Source organism: Cupriavidus necator N-1 (assembly GCF_000219215.1).
Lineage (GTDB): Bacteria > Pseudomonadota > Gammaproteobacteria > Burkholderiales > Burkholderiaceae > Cupriavidus > Cupriavidus necator.
Genome location: NC_015726.1, coordinates 363,920 through 381,198, shown reverse-complemented (window position 1 = coordinate 381,198; position 17,279 = coordinate 363,920). Strand labels below are relative to the sequence as shown.

General features: G+C 67.5%; 16 protein-coding genes. 8 read left to right on the top strand and 8 right to left on the bottom strand.

Annotated features, from left to right (window positions below; genetic code table 11):
* Positions 1 to 117 precede the first annotated feature (117 nt).
* Positions 118 to 1,971, top strand: coding sequence for a PhoX family protein (locus tag CNE_RS01895; RefSeq protein ID WP_013955461.1), 1,854 nt, complete (start codon positions 118 to 120; stop codon positions 1,969 to 1,971).
* Positions 1,972 to 2,072: 101 nt separating this feature from the next.
* Here CNE_RS01895 and CNE_RS01890 read toward each other — a convergent pair whose 3' ends face one another.
* The 5 genes from CNE_RS01890 to CNE_RS01870 all read right to left on the bottom strand — a co-directional run bounded on the left by CNE_RS01890 (position 2,073) and on the right by CNE_RS01870 (position 6,854).
* A complete protein-coding gene (locus CNE_RS01890) occupies positions 2,073 to 2,333 on the bottom strand; it encodes a YfhL family 4Fe-4S dicluster ferredoxin (RefSeq protein WP_010814370.1) in 261 nt (86 codons plus the stop codon).
* A 68-nt stretch (positions 2,334 to 2,401) separates the two neighbouring features.
* A complete protein-coding gene (coaD, locus tag CNE_RS01885; RefSeq protein ID WP_010814369.1) occupies positions 2,402 to 2,887 on the bottom strand; it encodes a pantetheine-phosphate adenylyltransferase in 486 nt (161 codons plus the stop codon).
* 240 nt (positions 2,888 to 3,127) lie between these two features.
* Positions 3,128 to 3,832 (bottom strand): 16S rRNA (guanine(966)-N(2))-methyltransferase RsmD, encoded by a 705-nt coding sequence (rsmD, locus tag CNE_RS01880; RefSeq protein WP_013955460.1) that lies wholly within the window; start codon positions 3,830 to 3,832, stop codon positions 3,128 to 3,130.
* An 82-nt stretch (positions 3,833 to 3,914) separates the two neighbouring features.
* Positions 3,915 to 5,297, bottom strand: a complete 1,383-nt coding sequence (locus CNE_RS01875) for a M16 family metallopeptidase (protein WP_013955459.1) — start codon at positions 5,295 to 5,297, stop codon at positions 3,915 to 3,917.
* A 9-nt stretch (positions 5,298 to 5,306) separates the two neighbouring features.
* Positions 5,307 to 6,854, bottom strand: coding sequence for a M16 family metallopeptidase (locus CNE_RS01870; RefSeq protein WP_013955458.1), 1,548 nt, complete (start codon positions 6,852 to 6,854; stop codon positions 5,307 to 5,309).
* Between the two features lie 217 nt (positions 6,855 to 7,071).
* On the opposite strand from CNE_RS01870, the gene ftsY reads away from it, so the two are divergent.
* Positions 7,072 to 8,232: a signal recognition particle-docking protein FtsY gene (gene ftsY / locus CNE_RS01865; RefSeq protein WP_013955457.1), complete on the top strand. Its 1,161-nt coding sequence runs from the start codon at positions 7,072 to 7,074 to the stop codon at positions 8,230 to 8,232.
* A 72-nt stretch (positions 8,233 to 8,304) separates the two neighbouring features.
* Here the strand turns inward: ftsY and maiA are convergent, their stop codons facing one another.
* Both maiA and CNE_RS01855 read right to left on the bottom strand, forming a co-directional pair.
* A complete protein-coding gene (gene maiA, locus CNE_RS01860; RefSeq protein ID WP_013955456.1) occupies positions 8,305 to 8,952 on the bottom strand; it encodes a maleylacetoacetate isomerase in 648 nt (215 codons plus the stop codon).
* Between the two features lie 4 nt (positions 8,953 to 8,956).
* Positions 8,957 to 9,658, bottom strand: a complete 702-nt coding sequence (locus CNE_RS01855) for a fumarylacetoacetate hydrolase family protein (protein WP_013955455.1) — start codon at positions 9,656 to 9,658, stop codon at positions 8,957 to 8,959.
* A 255-nt stretch (positions 9,659 to 9,913) separates the two neighbouring features.
* Here CNE_RS01855 and CNE_RS01850 point away from each other — a divergent pair, with 255 nt between their 5' ends.
* From CNE_RS01850 to ybiB, 5 genes are all read left to right on the top strand, one after another.
* A complete protein-coding gene (locus CNE_RS01850; protein WP_013955454.1) occupies positions 9,914 to 10,561 on the top strand; it encodes an ANTAR domain-containing response regulator in 648 nt (215 codons plus the stop codon).
* Between the two features lie 365 nt (positions 10,562 to 10,926).
* A complete protein-coding gene (locus tag CNE_RS01845; RefSeq protein WP_013955453.1) occupies positions 10,927 to 12,237 on the top strand; it encodes a CmpA/NrtA family ABC transporter substrate-binding protein in 1,311 nt (436 codons plus the stop codon).
* Positions 12,238 to 12,288: 51 nt separating this feature from the next.
* Positions 12,289 to 13,194 (top strand): nitrate ABC transporter permease, encoded by a 906-nt coding sequence (gene ntrB / locus CNE_RS01840; RefSeq protein WP_013955452.1) that lies wholly within the window; start codon positions 12,289 to 12,291, stop codon positions 13,192 to 13,194.
* Between the two features lie 18 nt (positions 13,195 to 13,212).
* The gene (locus CNE_RS01835; protein WP_013955451.1) at positions 13,213 to 14,016 is read left to right on the top strand and encodes an ABC transporter ATP-binding protein; all 804 of its coding nucleotides are present in this window, start codon (positions 13,213 to 13,215) and stop codon (positions 14,014 to 14,016) included.
* 95 nt (positions 14,017 to 14,111) lie between these two features.
* Positions 14,112 to 15,104, top strand: coding sequence for a DNA-binding protein YbiB (gene ybiB / locus CNE_RS01830; protein WP_013955450.1), 993 nt, complete (start codon positions 14,112 to 14,114; stop codon positions 15,102 to 15,104).
* A 19-nt stretch (positions 15,105 to 15,123) separates the two neighbouring features.
* Here ybiB and CNE_RS01825 read toward each other — a convergent pair whose 3' ends face one another.
* Positions 15,124 to 15,999: a pirin family protein gene (locus CNE_RS01825; RefSeq protein ID WP_013955449.1), complete on the bottom strand. Its 876-nt coding sequence runs from the start codon at positions 15,997 to 15,999 to the stop codon at positions 15,124 to 15,126.
* A gap of 340 nt (positions 16,000 to 16,339) precedes the next feature.
* On the opposite strand from CNE_RS01825, the gene rpoH reads away from it, so the two are divergent.
* A complete protein-coding gene (gene rpoH, locus CNE_RS01820) occupies positions 16,340 to 17,266 on the top strand; it encodes an RNA polymerase sigma factor RpoH (protein ID WP_013955448.1) in 927 nt (308 codons plus the stop codon).
* Positions 17,267 to 17,279 lie beyond the last annotated feature (13 nt).

The window sequence follows — 17,279 nt, the reverse complement described above, 5'->3', positions numbered from 1 at the left end:
GCTGTTGCAGACAATATGTCATCAAAGTGCCATGGGCGGCACATACATTCCGTGGTTTCCAATCGCATCGGTATCGCATGGTGGCCGATGCGCATGACAACCCACAGGAGGAAGCCCATGTCGTACCTGACCGATGAAGCACGAGCCGCCAGCCGCGCTGCCAAGCCCGACGTTGAAGTGCCCGGCCAGATGCTTGAAGACATCGTAGCCGCCAATCCGGCCCGCCGCCGGGTGCTGCGCGGCGGCCTGGGCCTGTCGCTGGCCTCGGCGTTCGGCAGCGGCCTGCTGGCCGCCTGTGGCGGCGATGCCGATCCCGCACCGGCACCGGCCCCCGCGCCCGCACCCGCTCCGGCCCCCGCGCCCGCCGCGGTCGCCCCGAGCTACGACGTCACCTTCGAGCCGATCGCCAAGTCGACCGCCGATACCGTGGTCGTGCCCAACGGCTACAGCGTCGACGTGCTGTTCTCCGCCGGCGACCCGGTCGAAGCCGGCGCCACCGGCTATGCCGGCGCTTTCCAGTCCTCGGCCGAAACCGAGCGCCAGGCCGGCGGCAACCACGACGGCATGCACTACTTCGCGCTGCCGGGCGTCGATCCGCAGAAGGGCGGCCTGCTCGCGATCAACCACGAACTGCCGGACTACAACATCCTGTTCCCGACCGCCTACAACGCCGCCACCGCAAGCGCGGAGCAAAAGCGCATCGCCCTGTCGGCGGTGGGCATCTCGGTGATCGAAGTCGAACTGGCCGTCAGCGGCAAGTGGCAGGTCAAGCGCGACTCGATCTACAACAAGCGCTACACCGGCAACACGCTGTACCGCGTGGGCGGCCCGGCCGCCTCGGTGGTGGGCTCGACCGTGGTCGGCATGCTCAACAACTGCTCGAGCGGCTACACGCCGTGGGGCACCTACCTGACCTGCGAAGAAAGCACGGACAACTACATCGACCCGACCCAGGCCGAGAACGGCTACGGCTGGGTGGTCGAGATCGACCCGTACGGCACGCTGGGCGCGCCGGCCAAGCGCACGGCGATGGGCCGTTTCGACCATGAGAACGTCGCCTTCCTGACCGACGCCAGCAACAACGTCGCCTTCTATATGGGCGATGACGGCACGCCGGGCTGCATCTACAAATTCATCCCGAGCAAGGCCTTCGATCCGAACAACCGCGCCGCCAATGCCAACCTGCTGGACAGCGGCACGCTTTACGTTGCCAGGTTCAATGCCGACGGCAGCGGCCAGTGGATCGAGCTGACGCAGGGCAAGAACGGCCTGACCGTCGGCGCATCGGACCCGGGCAACTGGACCCAGTCGGCGGTCTCGCCGGCGCCGAGCACGGTCGACTTCACCAGCCAGGCCGATGTGCTGATCAACACCAAATCGGCCGCGCGCGTGGCCGGCGGCACGCTGATGGACCGCCCCGAGTGGATCACGGCCGCACCGGACAAGACGCTCTACTGCACGCTGACCAACAACAGCGGCCGCCAGCAGACCGACGCCGCCAACCCGCGCAAGAACAACCTGCACGGCCATATCGTCAAGTGGAACGAAGCCGGCAATTCGCCGCTGGCCACGACCTTCACGTGGAGCATCCTGCTGCAGGCAGGCGACCCGTCGCTGGCCACCGACAACCTGAAGGGCAATATCAACGGCGACACCTTCTCCAGCCCGGACGGCCTGCGCGTCGACCCCAAGGGCCGCCTGTGGGTGCAGACCGATTCCAGCACCAGCGCCACCTATACCGGCACGTTCGGCAACAACAGCATGTACTACATCTCGCCGACGGGTCAGTCCCGGCGCTTCCTGGCGGGCCCGACCGGCTGCGAGATCACCGGCATTGCCTACACGCCGGACCTGACCACCTGCTTCATCAATATCCAGCATCCCACCGGCAAGTGGCCGGACGCGGCCAAGCCGCCGCGCTCGTCCACCATCGTGGTGCGCCGTAGCGACGGCAAGCCGATGGGTGCGTGACCGCGTAGTGTTGTAGGTAGTAGCAGCAGTAACTGGGGAAAAGTTAAACCCCCGTCACCTTGCGGTGCCGGGGGCTTTTTTTGCCTGGCTGAAGCTGCGGGTCAGGCGGCGTGCTTTGCGGCCGTCAGCAGCCGGTAGCGCTGCATCAGGACCTCATGCGTTTCGACGCGGTTCGGATCCTTGGGGATACAGGCGACCGGGCAGACCTGCTGGCATTGCGGCTCGTCGAAGTGCCCGACACACTCGGTGCACTTGTTGGGGTCGATTTCATAGATCTCGGGCCCCATCGAAATGGCTTCGTTCGGGCACTCGGGCTCACAAACGTCGCAGTTGATGCAGTCGTCAGTGATCATCAGCGCCATGGTGTTTCCTTCCTGCGGACACGCCCGCGCCCGACTGGCCGCGACTCGACGTATCTGAGTCTGCTATTTTATTCCGGTTTGCCGATTTTCTCTTGCAGCCAGCGTTCCACCGACGGGAACACGAACTTGCTGACGTCGCCGCCCAGCACCGCGATCTCGCGCACAAAGGTGCCGGAGATGAACTGGTACTGGTCCGACGGCGTCAGGAACATGGTTTCCACGTCGGGCAGCAGGTAGCGGTTCATGCCTGCCATCTGGAATTCGTACTCGAAGTCGGACACCGCGCGCAGGCCACGCACGATCACGCGCGCATTGTTGTTGCGCACAAAGTCCTTGAGCAGGCCGGAAAAGCCTTCGACGCGCACATTGGGATAATGCCCGAGCACTTCACGGGCAATGCCGATGCGCTCTTCGAGCGAAAAGAACGGGCGCTTGTTGGGGCTGTGCGCCACGCCCACCACCAGTTCGTCGAAGATGTTCGACGCACGGCGGACCAGATCCTCGTGTCCCCGGGTCATTGGATCGAACGTGCCGGGATAGACCGCGATGACCATACTTCCTCCTTGATCTGCCCGCTGCCGGCCGTGGGCCGCCTCTTGCGCCGGCCGGACCGGCGTGGGTGCTGCGTCGCGAGCGTTGTGACAGCGGCGTAGTGTAACCCCAAATGCGCCACTTGGAAGTCGCCCGGCGCACCGTTTTGCCGCAGCGCAGCTAAGAACCCGTTTCCTATTGAGGAAGGGGACCTTCCTCATTGCGGAACAGGCCTACCCCGACAATCGCCCCAGCCTGGTGCATCAGGCCGCGCCGTTGCCCGGCACGCGATGCTGCAGCAGGTGGAAATGCACCGCGCCGGCGCGCGCGTGGCGCACGATTTCAAGCGATGCCGGCACCGGCGCGTCGGCACCGGTCAGCGCATGGTCGGTCTCGACATAGACTGCGCCGCCGGGCCGCGACAGCCGCGCCGCATGCTCCAGCGCCGGCCCGATCCAGTCCTCGGCAAAGGGCGGATCCAGGAAAACCACGTCGAAGCTGGCATCGGGCAGCTGCGCGGCAATGGCAAAGGCATCGCCCTGCATCACGCGCACCTGGGCCGCGTCGAGCCGGTACTGGTTGTCGCGCAGCTGCTTGGCCACGCGCGCATTGGACTCGACCAGCGTGACCGCGGCGGCACCGCGCGAGGCGGCCTCGAAGCCGAGCGCGCCGGAGCCGGCGAACAGGTCCAGGCATTCCAGCCCGGACAGGTCCTGGCCGAGCCAGTTGAAGAGCGTCTCGCGCACGCGGTCGGGCGTGGGGCGCAGGCCCTGGGCGTCGGGAACGGGCAGCAAGGTGCGCTTCCAGCGGCCGCCGATGATGCGGACCTGGGACGGTTCCTGGCGTGGTGCCTGGCGCGGTGCCTGGCGTGGCGCCGCGGAAACGGGGGAACGCCCGCCGCTGGCAGCGGCAGGAGAGGCGGGTCGCCCGCCGGTGGCGGGCGTCGGCAATCGGGAACGCGAATTCATCCCGTGATTGTAGAGCCTGCGGGCCGGTTCGCCGCACGCGCCGGAGCCCCGGCGCGCATGACGGGCCCAAGCGGTGCCGGCATCACTGCCTGGCGGCGGTCGCAGGCGCTGCCACCGGGCCGCCGACGATCACCGTCGCCATATTGTCCGGGCGCACATGACGCTGGAAAGCGGCCCTGACCTGCTCGCGCGTGACCTTGCCGATCTGGGCAGTCCAGGTGTCCAGGTAATCCAGCGGTAGCCCGTACCAGCCGATATTGGCGACGTTAGTCAGCAGCTTGCGGTTGTTGTCGATGCGCAGCGGGAAACCGTTGATGAGGTTGTCCTTGGCCGCGCGCAGCTCTTTCTCGGTCGGGCCCTCGGCGACAAAGCGCGCCAGCACCTGGCGCACCAGCGCCAGCGCTTCGTCGGTCTGCGCCTTCTTGGTCTGCAGGCTGATGCCGAACGGACCCGGCTGCTTGGACGGCGCGAAGTAGCTGTCCACGCCGTAGGTCAGGCCGCGCTTCTCGCGCACCTCGTCAGTCAGGCGCGAGCTGAAGCCGCCGCCGCCCAGCACGTAGTTGCCCACCAGCAGCGCGAAGTAATCGGGGTCGCCGCGGGCAATGGCCGGCTGGCCGATGGCCACGCTGGACTGCTGTGCCGGATGCGGCATGCGCTGCTCGCTCGGGGCGATGTTCAGGCGCACCTGCGGCATGGCCGGCGCCGCGCTGCCGGGCGGCAGCCCGCGCGTGAGCTGCTCGGCAATGGCTTCGGCCTGCTTGCGGTCGACCGCGCCGATCAGCGTCACCACGGCGCGCTGCGCGCCGTAGTTGTCGCGCCAGAACGTGACGATGTCGTCGCGTGTGATCGACGCCACGCTGTCCGGCGTCGCGGCCACGCCGTAGGGGTGGTCGGGATACATGGCCTTGGCCAGCGCCTTGTCGGCGATCACGCCGGGCTTGGCGTCGGCTTCGCGGATGGCGGTGATCAGGCGCTGCTTCTCGCGCCCGACCACGGCGTCCGGGTAGGTCGGTGCCTTGATCAGCTGCGCGGCCAGCGCGACTGACTGGTCCAGCTCCGGCTGCTCGGTCAGCGTGCGCAGCCCGATGCCGCCGCGGTCGCCGCCGGCAGCGCCGCCAAAGGCGGCACCGGTATCGGCAAAGCCATCGGCGATCTTCGCTTCATCGCGCGCCGGCTGGCCCTCCAGCGCCGCGGCGCCCTTGTCCAGCAGCGCGGCGGTCAGCGTGGCCAGCCCGGCCTTGCCCGGCGGGTCATAGCGGCTGCCGGCGTCGAAGTCGATATTGACGTCGAGCATCGGGATCGACGGGCTGTGCACGAAGAACACCTTGGCGCCGGTGGACGCGGTCCAGTGCTCGATCGGGATCGCGGCCTGCGCCAGTTGCGCGGCCAGCAGGACGACGGCGCCCAATGCGGCGCCGGCCAGTTTGCGCAGCGCACGCTGCGGGGTGGTGACGTACTGAGTCATCGCCTTTCCTCAGTGGCGCAGGCCCGACGGGGCCTGGGGCTTGGGCTTGTTTGGATCGATCGGCTGCGGCACCAGCGTGGCCACGGTCAGGTTGTCGTCGTTGAAATACTTCGCGGCGACGGCCTGCACCTGCGCCGGCGTGACGGCCTTGATCTTGTCGAGCATACGGTCGATCTGGCGCCAGGAGATATCCGAGATCTCGGACACGCCGATTTCCATGCCCTGCCCGAACACCGAATCACGCTTGTAGATCTGGCCGGCCACCACCTGCGCCTTGACGCGCTTGAGCTCCTCCGGCGACACGCCTTCCTTGGCGATGCGCTGGACCTCGGCGCGCAGTGCGCGCTCGATCTCGTCGGTGTTGTGGCCTGTGGCCGGCGTGCCGTCGAGTACGAACAGCGACTCGCCGCGGTTGATGCTGTCGTAGCCGACGTTGACGTCGTCGGCCAGGCGCTGCTCGCGCACCAGTTCACGCGTCAGGCGTGCGTTGTCGTAGCCGTTGAGTACGGCCGACAGCACCTCAAGCGCGTAGGGGTCGACGTCCTTCTCGATATCGCGCAGGCGCGGCACCTTGTAGGCCATCACCATGTACTGGTTCTCGGCCGGCGCCTTGACCCAGATGCGCTTGATGCCCTTTTGCGCCGGCTCTTCCTGGTCCTTGCGCAGCGGCAGCGTGCGCGGCTTGACCTTGCCGTAGTAGCGCTCGGCCAGGGCGCGCACTTCCTCGGCCTTGACGTCGCCGGTGACAATCACCATGGCGTTGTTGGGCACGTACCAGTGCCGGTACCACTCCTTGACGTCATCCACGCGCATATTGACCAGGTCGTCCATCCAGCCGATCACCGGGTGGCGGTACGCGGCGGCGGTGTAGACCGTGGCCAGCAGCTGCTCATAGACGGTGCCGCGCGCGGAGTCGTCGGTGCGCAGGCGGCGTTCTTCCATCACCACTTTCATCTCGCGTTCGAACTCGTCCTTGGTGATGATGAGGTTGGCCATGCGATCGGCCTCCAGCTCCATCATCCTCGGCAGGTACTGCTTGCCGATCTGCTGGTAGTACATGGTGAAGTCGCGGTTGGTCATGGCGTTCTCACGCCCGCCCAGCGCGGCCACCTGCTTGGAGAACTCGCCCACGCCAACTTTGGGCGTGCCCTTGAACATCATGTGCTCGAGCATGTGCGCCACGCCGGTGGTGCCGCTGACCTCATCGATGCCGCCCACGCGGTACCAGATCTGGTGCGCCACCGTGGGCGCGCGGTGGTCTTCCTTGACGATCAGCCGCAGCCCGTTGGACAGGCGGTATTCAGTCGTGCCCTGCGCGGTCGCGCCGGCCAGGGCGGTCTGCGTGCCGGGCCTCGGCGAGGGCACGGCTTCCTGCGCCCCCGCCGGCATCGACCAGGGCAGCAAGGCCAGCAGCAGCGTGGGAATGACACGCCGCGCAAGACGCGCGGCGCGGGCAGGAAGCGGATTGGAAGGTTGTGAGAGGCGTTGGATGCGCGTTTGGACGCAGGCTTTGGTGCCTTGTGCGCCCGCAGCGGTCAGGACAGCGCAATGGTTCATGCGACCCCGTCTGCTAGAATTTTGCCGATCGACTCACGTGCGCAAGACTGCGCGCATGAATCTGCCATGTAGCGAACTATACGCAATCGCCGGCCGGGACCACAACGGTTTCTCCCCAGCCATCGCGACACCTGCGTAACCCATTGATTTATAACCGGTTGCCTGCTGGCATTGGCTGCCGCCAGGGTATCGCCCCCGGTATTGACTCCATTCCCCAATGTTTAGTTTCTGGAAGAAGCGCAAGGCCGAGCCCGCGCCCGTCGAGGCGCCAGCCCCGGCCCCCGCTCCGGTCGAGGTCCCCGCCCCTGTGCCGGCACCGGCCCCCACGCCTGCGCCAGTCCCTGCGCCCGCACCGGCACCGGTCCCAGCGCAAGTGCCACCCCCTGCCCCAGCGCCCGTGGCAGCCCCGGTACCCGTGCCGGCGCCCGCACCGGCCGAAGCGCTCGAGCTGGTCCCGCCGCCCGCCCAGACCGCTGAAGCGAAGCTGGGCTGGATGCATCGGCTGCGTACCGGCCTGTCCAAGACCAGCCGCAACATCGGCACGCTGTTCGTCGGCGTCAAGGTCGACGAGGCCCTGTTCGAAGAACTGGAAACCGCGCTGCTGATGGCCGATGCCGGCGTCGAAGCCACCGAATACCTGCTGGGCGAGCTGCGCAAGCGCGTCAAGGCCGAGCGCATCGAGACCGCTGAAGGCGTCAAGGCGGCACTGCGCGAGCTGCTGACCCAGCTGCTGCGCCCGCTGGAAAAGACCATGGCGCTGGGCCGCGAGCAGCCAATGGTGATGATGATCGCGGGCGTCAACGGCGCCGGCAAGACCACCAGCATCGGCAAGCTGTGCAAGCACTTCCAGCGCTATGACCAGAAGGTGCTGCTGGCCGCCGGCGACACCTTCCGCGCCGCCGCGCGCGAGCAGCTGACGATCTGGGGCGAGCGCAACAACGTCACCGTGGTGGCGCAGGAAAGCGGCGACCCGGCGGCGGTGATCTTCGACGCCGTCAATGCGGCCAAGGCGCGCGGCATCGACATCGTCATGGCCGACACCGCCGGCCGCCTGCCGACGCAGCTGCACCTGATGGAAGAGCTCAAGAAGGTCAAGCGCGTGATCAGCAAGGCCATGCCGAGCGCGCCGCACGAGGTGCTGCTGGTGATCGACGCCAATACCGGCCAGAACGCCCTGCAGCAAACCCGGGCCTTCGACGACGCGCTGGGCCTGACCGGGCTGATCGTGACCAAACTCGACGGCACCGCCAAGGGCGGCATCCTGGCGGCGATCGCGCGCCAGCGCCCGGTGCCGGTCTACTTCATCGGCGTGGGCGAGAAAGTGGAAGACCTGCAACCGTTCAAGGCGGACGAGTTCGCCGACGCGCTGCTGGGATAAGGCCCGGCAACCTGCGCCAAGCAAAACGCCCCGGCAGTGCCGGGGCGTTTTGCCTTGCAGGCCTGCGAACGCTTATTCCGCGTCGGGCTGCGACTTCGGCTGCGCCTTCTGGAAGGCAGGCAGCTCCATGCAGGTTTCATAGATCCTGGCGATCGCCGGGTAGCGGGCCAGGTCGATATTGAAGCGCTGCGCGTTGAACACCTGCGGCACCAGGCAGATATCGGCCAGCGTGGGCGTATCGCCAAAACAGAAGCGCCCGGCCTTGCCGCCGCGCTCCAGGTTGGTCTGCAGCGACGCAAAGCCCAGCTCGATCCAGTGGTGGTACCACGCGTCCTTGACCTCGTCGGTCACGCCCACGGTGTGCTTCAGGTACTTCAGCACGCGCAGGTTGTTCAGCGGGTGGATCTCGCATGCGATCTCCTGGGCCAGTCCGCGCACATAGGCGCGGTCCAGCGCCGTGCCGGGCAGCAACTTCGGCTCGGGGTGGATCTCGTCCAGGTACTCGACGATGGCCAGCGATTGCTGCAGCACGTGCTCGCCGTCGACGAACGCCGGCACCAGGCCGTCAGGGTTCACGGCGCGGAATTCCGGCTTGAGCTGCTGGCCGCCTTCCTTGAGCAGGTGCACCGGCACATAGTCATAGGACAGCCCCTTGAGCTCCAGCGCAATGCGCACGCGGAACGAGGCCGAGCTGCGGAAATAGCTGTAAAGCTTGAGCATCGGATCAGACTACCTTGATGGTGAGATCGCCCACGCCGCCGACGTGGCATTGCATGACATCGCCCTTGACCACGGGGCCCACGCCTTCGGGCGTGCCGCTGAAGATCAGGTCGCCCGGCTGCAGTTCGAACAGCTTCGACAGGTACGACACCATCTCCGGCACCGACCAGATCAGGTCGGACAGGTCGCCGCGCTGCTTTTCCACGCCGTTGACCGCCAGCGTCACTGCCCCCTTCTCCGGATGGCCGATGGCCGACACCGGCACGATCGGGCCGATCGGCGCGGACTGGTCGAAGGCCTTGCCGGTCTCCCAGGGGCGGCCGGTTTTCTTCGATTCGTTCTGCAGGTCGCGGCGGGTCATGTCCAGGCCCACGGCGTAGCCGAACACGTGGCCGGCCGCCTGGTCGACCGGGATGTCGCGGCCGCCCTTGCCGATCGCCACCACCAGCTCCACTTCATAGTGGCAGTTGCTGGTGCCCGGCGGGTACGGGAAGGCGCCTTCGGTGCCGTCGGCGACATAGCTGACCGCATCGGACGGCTTGCAGAAGAAGAACGGCGGCTCGCGGTCGGGGTCCGAGCCCATTTCACGGGCGTGGGCAGCATAGTTGCGGCCGACGCAGTACACGCGCCGTACCGGGAAGCTAGCGTTGCTGCCGCGCACCGGCACGCCAACGGGCGCGGGCGGGGCGAACACGAATTCGGTCATGCATCTCTCCAGATTTGTTCTGATCAGTGCTGCGGCGCAGGGATGCGGGGTTGCGGGATGCAGCCACTCGCGGCGTCGCCAGCAGACGCGCCCGGCGCAGCAGGGCAACAGGATACACCGCGAGAGTTGGCTCTGCGTACGACCGCATACAATGAATCCAGGCATCCTCGCAGCGCCACCGCACCGGACTGGCGCAGGTGACCGGATACTTACCCGGCGCGAATCTTGCATGGCGCACTGCAACAGAGCCTAGCCATGACACGACGCAACCCGCCCCCATCGCCCCCCCCCGCAGCACCTGCCCCGCCGACTGCCGGCGGCCGGGTGTTGCGGATCCTGCTCGTGCGGGACCCACATGACGCCGACCCGCTAAACGTCGAGATCATCCGCGGCGGGCTGGTCAGCGCGGGCTTTACCGAGATCCAGATCGTCGATGCCGACCTGCGCCTGCCGGATGTGATCACGGCCACCCAGCCCGACATGCTGATCATCGCGTCCGAATCCGCCGCGCGCGACACCATCGAGCATGTCTGCGTCTCGACCCAGCATGCGCCGCGCCCGATCGTGCTGTTCACCGACAACGACGACAGCCAGCGCATCAAGGCAGCGCTGACGGCGGGGATCACCGCCTATATCGTCGACGGCCTGCGCGCCGAGCGCGTCAAGACCGTGCTCGACGTGGCCTACGCTCGCTTTGAACTGGACCAGCAGCTGCGCGCCGAGCTCGATGCCACCCGGCTCAAGCTGGCCGAGCGCAAGGTGGTCGAGCGCGCCAAGGGGCTGCTGATGCAGGCGCGCGGCCTCAGCGAGGACGAGGCCTACAAGCGCCTGCGCAGCATGGCGATGGAGCGCGGCCTGAAGCTGGTGGACGCGGCCCAGCGCGTGATCGACGTGATGGGCTGAGCCGCTCCCGCCTGCCAGTCGTGGTGCGCTGCCGCACGCGACTGGTGCAATGCACGCTCCTGGCGCTGCCGCGCGGCGTCACCTCCCTCCCCGGCTCCCCCGAATGTGGCGGCGGCGACCGCGCGCGCACCGCATCCGACCATTCCCTCCCGATCCGTCACAAATCCGCCCTCGAATGCTGCACTGCACAGGCTGGCATACGCCTTGCGTTATGCAGGTATCGGCCAACGGCGGCCGACCAACCATTTCGGCGGACACGGCCAACGCGGGCTGCGTCACGCCACGGACAACGGCGTCCCTGCGCCGCACCGGTCTTCTGGCGAAGCCGGTCGCGGCAGGGACGCCTTTTTTCTTGGAGCCATGCAATGCCCTCTCGCCTCAGGATTGCCAAGCCGCTGCACGCAGCCGTCCACGTTTCCGACGCGGCTGCCGACGCCGTCCCGGCCAGCAGCGGCCGCCGCCGCGTGCTGGCCACCATCGCCGGCGCCAGCGTGATGACGCTGGTCGATCCGCTGGTGCGCGCCGGTGCGTGGGCTGCGGGCTCGGATGCGCCCGAGAAGACCGATGTGCGCATCGGCTTTATCCCGCTGACCGACTGCGCCTCGGTGGTGATGGCCGCCACGCTCGGGCTGGACAAGAAATACGGCATCAAGATCACGCCGACCAAGGAAGCCTCGTGGGCCGGCGTGCGCGACAAGCTGGTCAACGGCGAGCTGGACGCGGCGCACGTGCTGTATGGCCTGATCTACGGCGTGCAGCTGGGCATCGGCGGTCCGAAAAAAGACATGGCCGTGCTGATGAACCTGAACCACAACGGCCAGGCCATCACGCTGTCGTCCAAGCTCGCCGAGAAAGGCGTGAAGGACGGCGCCAGCCTGAAGGCGCTGATGATGAAGGAGAAGCGCGACTACACCTTCGCCCAGACCTTCCCCACCGGCACGCATGCGATGTGGCTGTACTACTGGCTGGCAGCCAACGGCATCAACCCGATGCAGGACGCCAAGGCGATCACGGTGCCGCCGCCGCAGATGGTGGCCAATATGCGCGTGGGCAATATGGACGGCTTCTGCGTGGGCGAGCCCTGGGGCGCGCGCGCCATCGCCGACAAGATCGGCTTCACCGCCGAGACCACGCAGGCCATCTGGAAGAGCCACCCCGAGAAGACCCTGGGCACCACCGCCGAATTCGTGCAGAAATACCCCAACACCGCGCGCGCGATGGTGGCCGCGGTGCTGGAGGCATCGAAGTTCATCGATGCGTCGGCCTCCAACCGCCGCAAGACCGCCGAGACCATCGCCGCCAAGTCCTACGTCAACACCGACATGGACATCATCCTGGACCGCATGCTGGGCCGCTACACCAACGGCCTGGGCAAGACCTGGGACGACCCCGACGCGATGAAGTTCTACCAGGACGGCAGCGCCAACTACCCGTACCTGTCCGACGGCATGTGGTTCCTGACCCAGCACAAGCGCTGGGGCCTGCTGAAGGAACATCCGGACTATCTCGCCGTGGCCAGGCAGGTCAACCGCATCGACGTCTACAAGCAGGCCGCCGCCGCCGCCCAGGTGCCGCTGCCCAAGAGCGACATGCGCAGCGCCAAGCTGATCGACGGCGTGGTCTGGGACGGCAAGGACCCCAAGGCCTACGCCGACGGTTTCAAGATCAAGGCCTGACGCAAGCCTTTCCCCACTGATCCGCAGTGCCCCTGACGAAAGGAGCCAGACGTGAATGCCATAGCCCACACTACGCCCGATGGTGCAACCGTAGCCGCCAGCGCCGACCCCGACACCAAGGAGCGGGCGCGCCGGCGCGAGCAGGAAATCGCCGCGCAGGCCCGGCGTGCGCAACGCCGCGAAGCGGTCGCCGCGCCGGTGCTCAAGGCCGTGCCGCCGGTACTGGGTTTTGCCCTGTTCGTGCTGGCCTGGCACGGCATCGCCACGATGATCCCGGCCATCCCCACGCCGCAGGCCACATGGAACGCCGCGGTGCCGCTGTTTGCCGACCCGTTCTACCGCAACGGGCCCAATGACCAGGGCATCGGCTGGAACGTGCTGGCATCGCTGGCGCGCGTCGCGGCGGGCTTCGGCCTGGCCGCGCTGGTCGGCATCCCGGCCGGCTTCCTGATCGGGCGCTTTGCCTTCCTGAACGCGATGACCGCGCCGGTGATCAGCCTGCTGCGCCCGGTCTCGCCGCTGGCGTGGCTGCCGATCGGCCTGCTGCTGTTCAAGGCCGCCAACCCGGCCGCGATCTGGGCGATCTTTATCTGCTCAATCTGGCCGATGGTGATCAACACCGCGGTGGGCGTCACGCGCGTGCCGCAGGACTACCTGAACGTGGCGCGCGTGCTGGACCTGTCGGAATGGAAGGTATTCACGCGGGTGCTGTTCCCCGCAGTGCTGCCCTACATGCTGACCGGCGTGCGGCTGTCGATCGGCACCGCGTGGCTGGTGATTGTCGCGGCCGAGATGCTGACCGGCGGCACCGGCATCGGCTTCTGGCTGTGGGACGAATGGAACAACCTGAAGGTCGAGCACATCGTGATCGCGATCTTCGTGATCGGCATCATCGGGCTGCTGCTCGAGCACGCGCTGCTGGCGCTGGCCCGGCGCTTCAGCTACGGCGCCAACTGATACGCGGGGAGAATCGCCATGGACAAGTTCGTCAGCATCGAAAACGTCGGCCAGACCTTCAAGACCCGCAAGGGCCCGTTCGTCGCCCTGCGCGATATCAACCTGCAGATCGCCGAGGGCGAGTTCATCACGCTGATCGGCCATTCCGGCTGCGGCAAGTCCACACTGCTGAACCTGGTCGCGGGACTGGCCACGCCCACCACCGGCGCGCTGATCTGCGCCGGGCGCGAGATCGCCGGGCCGGGGCCAGAGCGCGCGGTGGTGTTCCAGAACCATTCGCTGCTGCCGTGGCTGACGTGCTTCGAGAACGTCTACCTGGGCGTGGAGCGCGTCTTCGCCGCCAACGAGAGCAAGCCGCAGCTCAAGGCGCGCACGCATGACACGCTGGCGCTGGTGGGCCTGACGCACGCCGAGAACAAGTACCCGCATGAAATCTCCGGCGGCATGAAGCAGCGCGTGGGCATTGCCCGCGCGCTGGCGATGGCGCCCAAGGTGCTGCTGATGGACGAACCCTTCGGCGCGCTCGATGCGCTCACGCGCGCACACCTGCAGGACGAGCTGATCAAGATCGTGGCGCGCACCCGCAGCACGGTGGTGATGGTGACCCACGATGTCGACGAGGCCGTGCTGCTGGCCGACCGCATCGTCATGATGACCAACGGCCCGGCCGCGACCATCGGCGAGATCCTGAAGGTGGGCCTGCCGCGCCCGCGCGACCGCGTCGCGCTGGCCGATGACAAGGCCTACCACGCCTGCCGCACCGCGGTGCTGGACTTCCTCTACCGCAAGCAGCGCAACCCGGCGCTGCAGGAAGCCGCGTAGTGTCCTCAGGAGGCGATGCGCGGTGACCGCCGGCGGTGGGCGCGGCGGCCTGGCTCCGCTATCATGAACCCAGAACAGACTACCCCCACGCCGCCATGACCACGCCAGCCACGTCCTTCCCTGCTGCCCGCTATATCAAGGAGATCGGCCGCGGCGTCAACGGCGCGCGCGCGCTGCCCCGCGATGACGCGCAGGCCCTGTTCGACGCCATGCTGGCCGGGCGCGTCTCCGACCTGGAGCTTGGCGCCATCCTGATGGCCTACCGCATCAAGGGCGAGGCCCCGCACGAGCTGGCGGGCATGCTGGAAGCCGCCCATGCGCACTGCCAGCCGCTGCCGGCGCCGCCTGACCGGCAGGTGGTGGTGATCCCCAGCTACAACGGCGCGCGCAAGCAACCCAACCTGGTGCCGCTGCTGGCGCTGCTGCTGGCGCGCGAAGATGTCCCCGTGCTGGTGCACGGCACGCGCCTGTTCAATGGCCGCGTGACTAGCATGACGCTGTTCGAGGCCCTGGGCGTGCCCTTGTGCGCGACGACCGACGAGGCCTCGGCACGGCTGCGCGAGGGCAGCGACCTCGGGCCGCTGGCGGTGCTGCCGGTGGATGTGCTGTCGCCCGGGCTGTCGCAGCTGCTGGAGCGGCGCACCGTGATCGGCCTGCGCAATTCGGCGCATACGGTGGCCAAGATGCTGCAGCCGGTGGGCGAGCATTCGCCCGCGGAAGGGTTGCGCCTGTACAGCTACACCCACCCCGAATACCGCGAGACGCTGACCGACTACTTCTCGCATGAGCCCGCCAACGTGCTGCTGGCACGCGGCACCGAGGGCGAAGTGGTGGCCGATGCGCGCCGCACCAGCCGCATCGACTGGCTGCATGAGGGGCACCAGCAGACGCTGGTCGATCCGGCCGTGGGTTCACTGGCCGAAGTGCCTGAACTGCCGCCCGGCAGCGACGCCGGCCAGACCGTGGCCTGGATCCGGCGCGTGCTGGACGGCGCGGCGCCGGTGCCGGCACCGATCGCGATCCAGGTCGATGCCATCCGCGAATGCCTGCGGCAAGGCACCCACGTGACCTGGGCCAGCCCGGTCTGAGCCAGCCCCGGGACCGCTGTCAGGCCTTGCGCGGAGGCAGCGGGATGCGCTCGGTCTCGCCCGGCACGTGCGGGAACTGATCGTCCTCCCAGCGCTGGGCGGCAGCCTCGATCGCCACCTTGCTGCTGGCAACGAAATTCCAGTAGATAAAGCGGTGCCCGTCGGTCGGGTCGCCGCCCAGCAGCATCACGCGCGACGGCGCCGTGGCCGTCAGCGTCGCGGGCTGGCCCGGCGTGAGCACCACCATATGCTCGGCCGGCAGCGGTTCGCCGTCGAGCGCCACCGCGCCATCCACCGGATAGATGCCCCGCTCGGCATGATCGGCCGGGATCTCCACGCTCGCGCCCGCATCCAGCTCGATCGCCACATACAGGGTGCGGCTGAAGACTTTGACCGGAGAGATCTGGCCAAAGGCATCGCCCGCAATCACCACCATGCGCACGCCCGGCCGCTCGATCCGCGGCAGCGTGGCGGCGGGATGGTGGAAGAACGACGGCTCGGCACCCTCATGCTCCTGCGGCAGTGCCACCCAGGTCTGGATGCCGTGCAGGCGGGCACCGGCGGGGCGCACATGCTCGGGCGAGCGTTCCGAGTGCACGATGCCACGCCCGGCGGTCATCCAGTTGACGTCGCCCGGGCGGATCGCCTGGTCGCTGCCCAGGCTGTCGCGATGGATGATCTCGCCCTCGAACAGGTAGGTGACCGTGGCCAGCCCGATATGGGGATGCGGACGCACATCAGCGCCGGCGCCCGGCGGCAGCTGCACCGGCCCCATATGGTCAAAGAAGATAAACGGCCCGACGGTCTGGGTAGCGGCGGCGGGCAACAGCCGGCGCACGGTAAAATCGCCCAGGTCGCGCACATGCGGCTTGAGCAAGTGTTCGATAGCAGACATAACTCCTCCGGTGGAATGAGAGAGGCTCGCAAGGATGCCAGCGCGCCGCAGGTGGGTCGAGTGTAGCCGCTGCTGCAACAAATCATTGCAGCAGCGGGCAGAACCCCCGTGCCCCGCGCCGCTCTAATATCCTGTGCGCCGAACCGTGGGTATCGTTTCCGCCGCTCGAAGCGGTAAGTAGCTATGCTATCCGCAAGAGCAATCGAGTGGAACTATCACGGCCATCGGGACTCCAATTAGCACTCACCCGGCCTGAGTGCTAATATGTGTTGCAGTGCCGCCGACCCAAGAGGCGCGGCACACCGGCAACCGAACCGCCGGATGCGAAAGGAGCCATTGAGTGAACGCAGTCTTGTCTGCCGACCAAACCCTGAATAACCGTCTGCCGACGGCACCCCGGAGCACGGGCAGCTTTGCGCTGGCCTTCCCGGCCACCGTTGGCAACCTCGACAGCTATATCCAGGCTGTCCACCGGATTCCGCTGTTGACCGCGGAGGAAGAGCAGCGCCTGGCGCGCGAGCTCCGCGACCACGACTCCGTTGATGCTGCCCGCCAGATGGTGATGTCCCACCTGCGCCTGGTGGTGTCGATTGCCCGCCAGTACCTGGGCTACGGCCTGCCCCACGCCGACCTGATCCAGGAAGGCAATATCGGCCTGATGAAGGCGGTCAAGCGCTTCGACCCCGACCAGGGCGTGCGCCTGGTGTCGTACGCGATGCACTGGATCAAGGCCGAGATCCACGAATACGTGCTGAAGAACTGGCGCATGGTCAAGGTGGCCACCACCAAGGCCCAGCGCAAGCTGTTCTTCAACCTGCGCAGCCACAAGCAGGGCGCGCACACGTTCACGCCGGAACAGGTCGAGGCCGTGGCGCGCGAGCTGAACGTCAAGCCCGAAGAAGTGATGGAGATGGAAACCCGCCTGTCGGGCGGCGACCTGGCGCTGGAAGGCCAGATCGACGACGGCGAAGAGGAATTCGCCCCCATCGCCTACCTGGCGGACAACCACAACGAGCCCACCCGCGTGCTGGAAGCCAAGCGCCACGACCGCATGCAGGTCGAGGGTCTGGAAGAGGCGCTGGCCAAGCTGGACGAACGCAGCCGCCGCATCATCGAGGCGCGCTGGCTGCACGTCGAGGACGATGGCTCGGGCGGCTCCACGCTGCATGAGCTGGCTGACGAGTTCGGCGTCTCGGCCGAGCGCATCCGCCAGATCGAGGCCGCGGCCATGAAGAAGATGAAGGGGGCGCTGCAGGCGTTCGCCTGACCCGCTCCCCCAG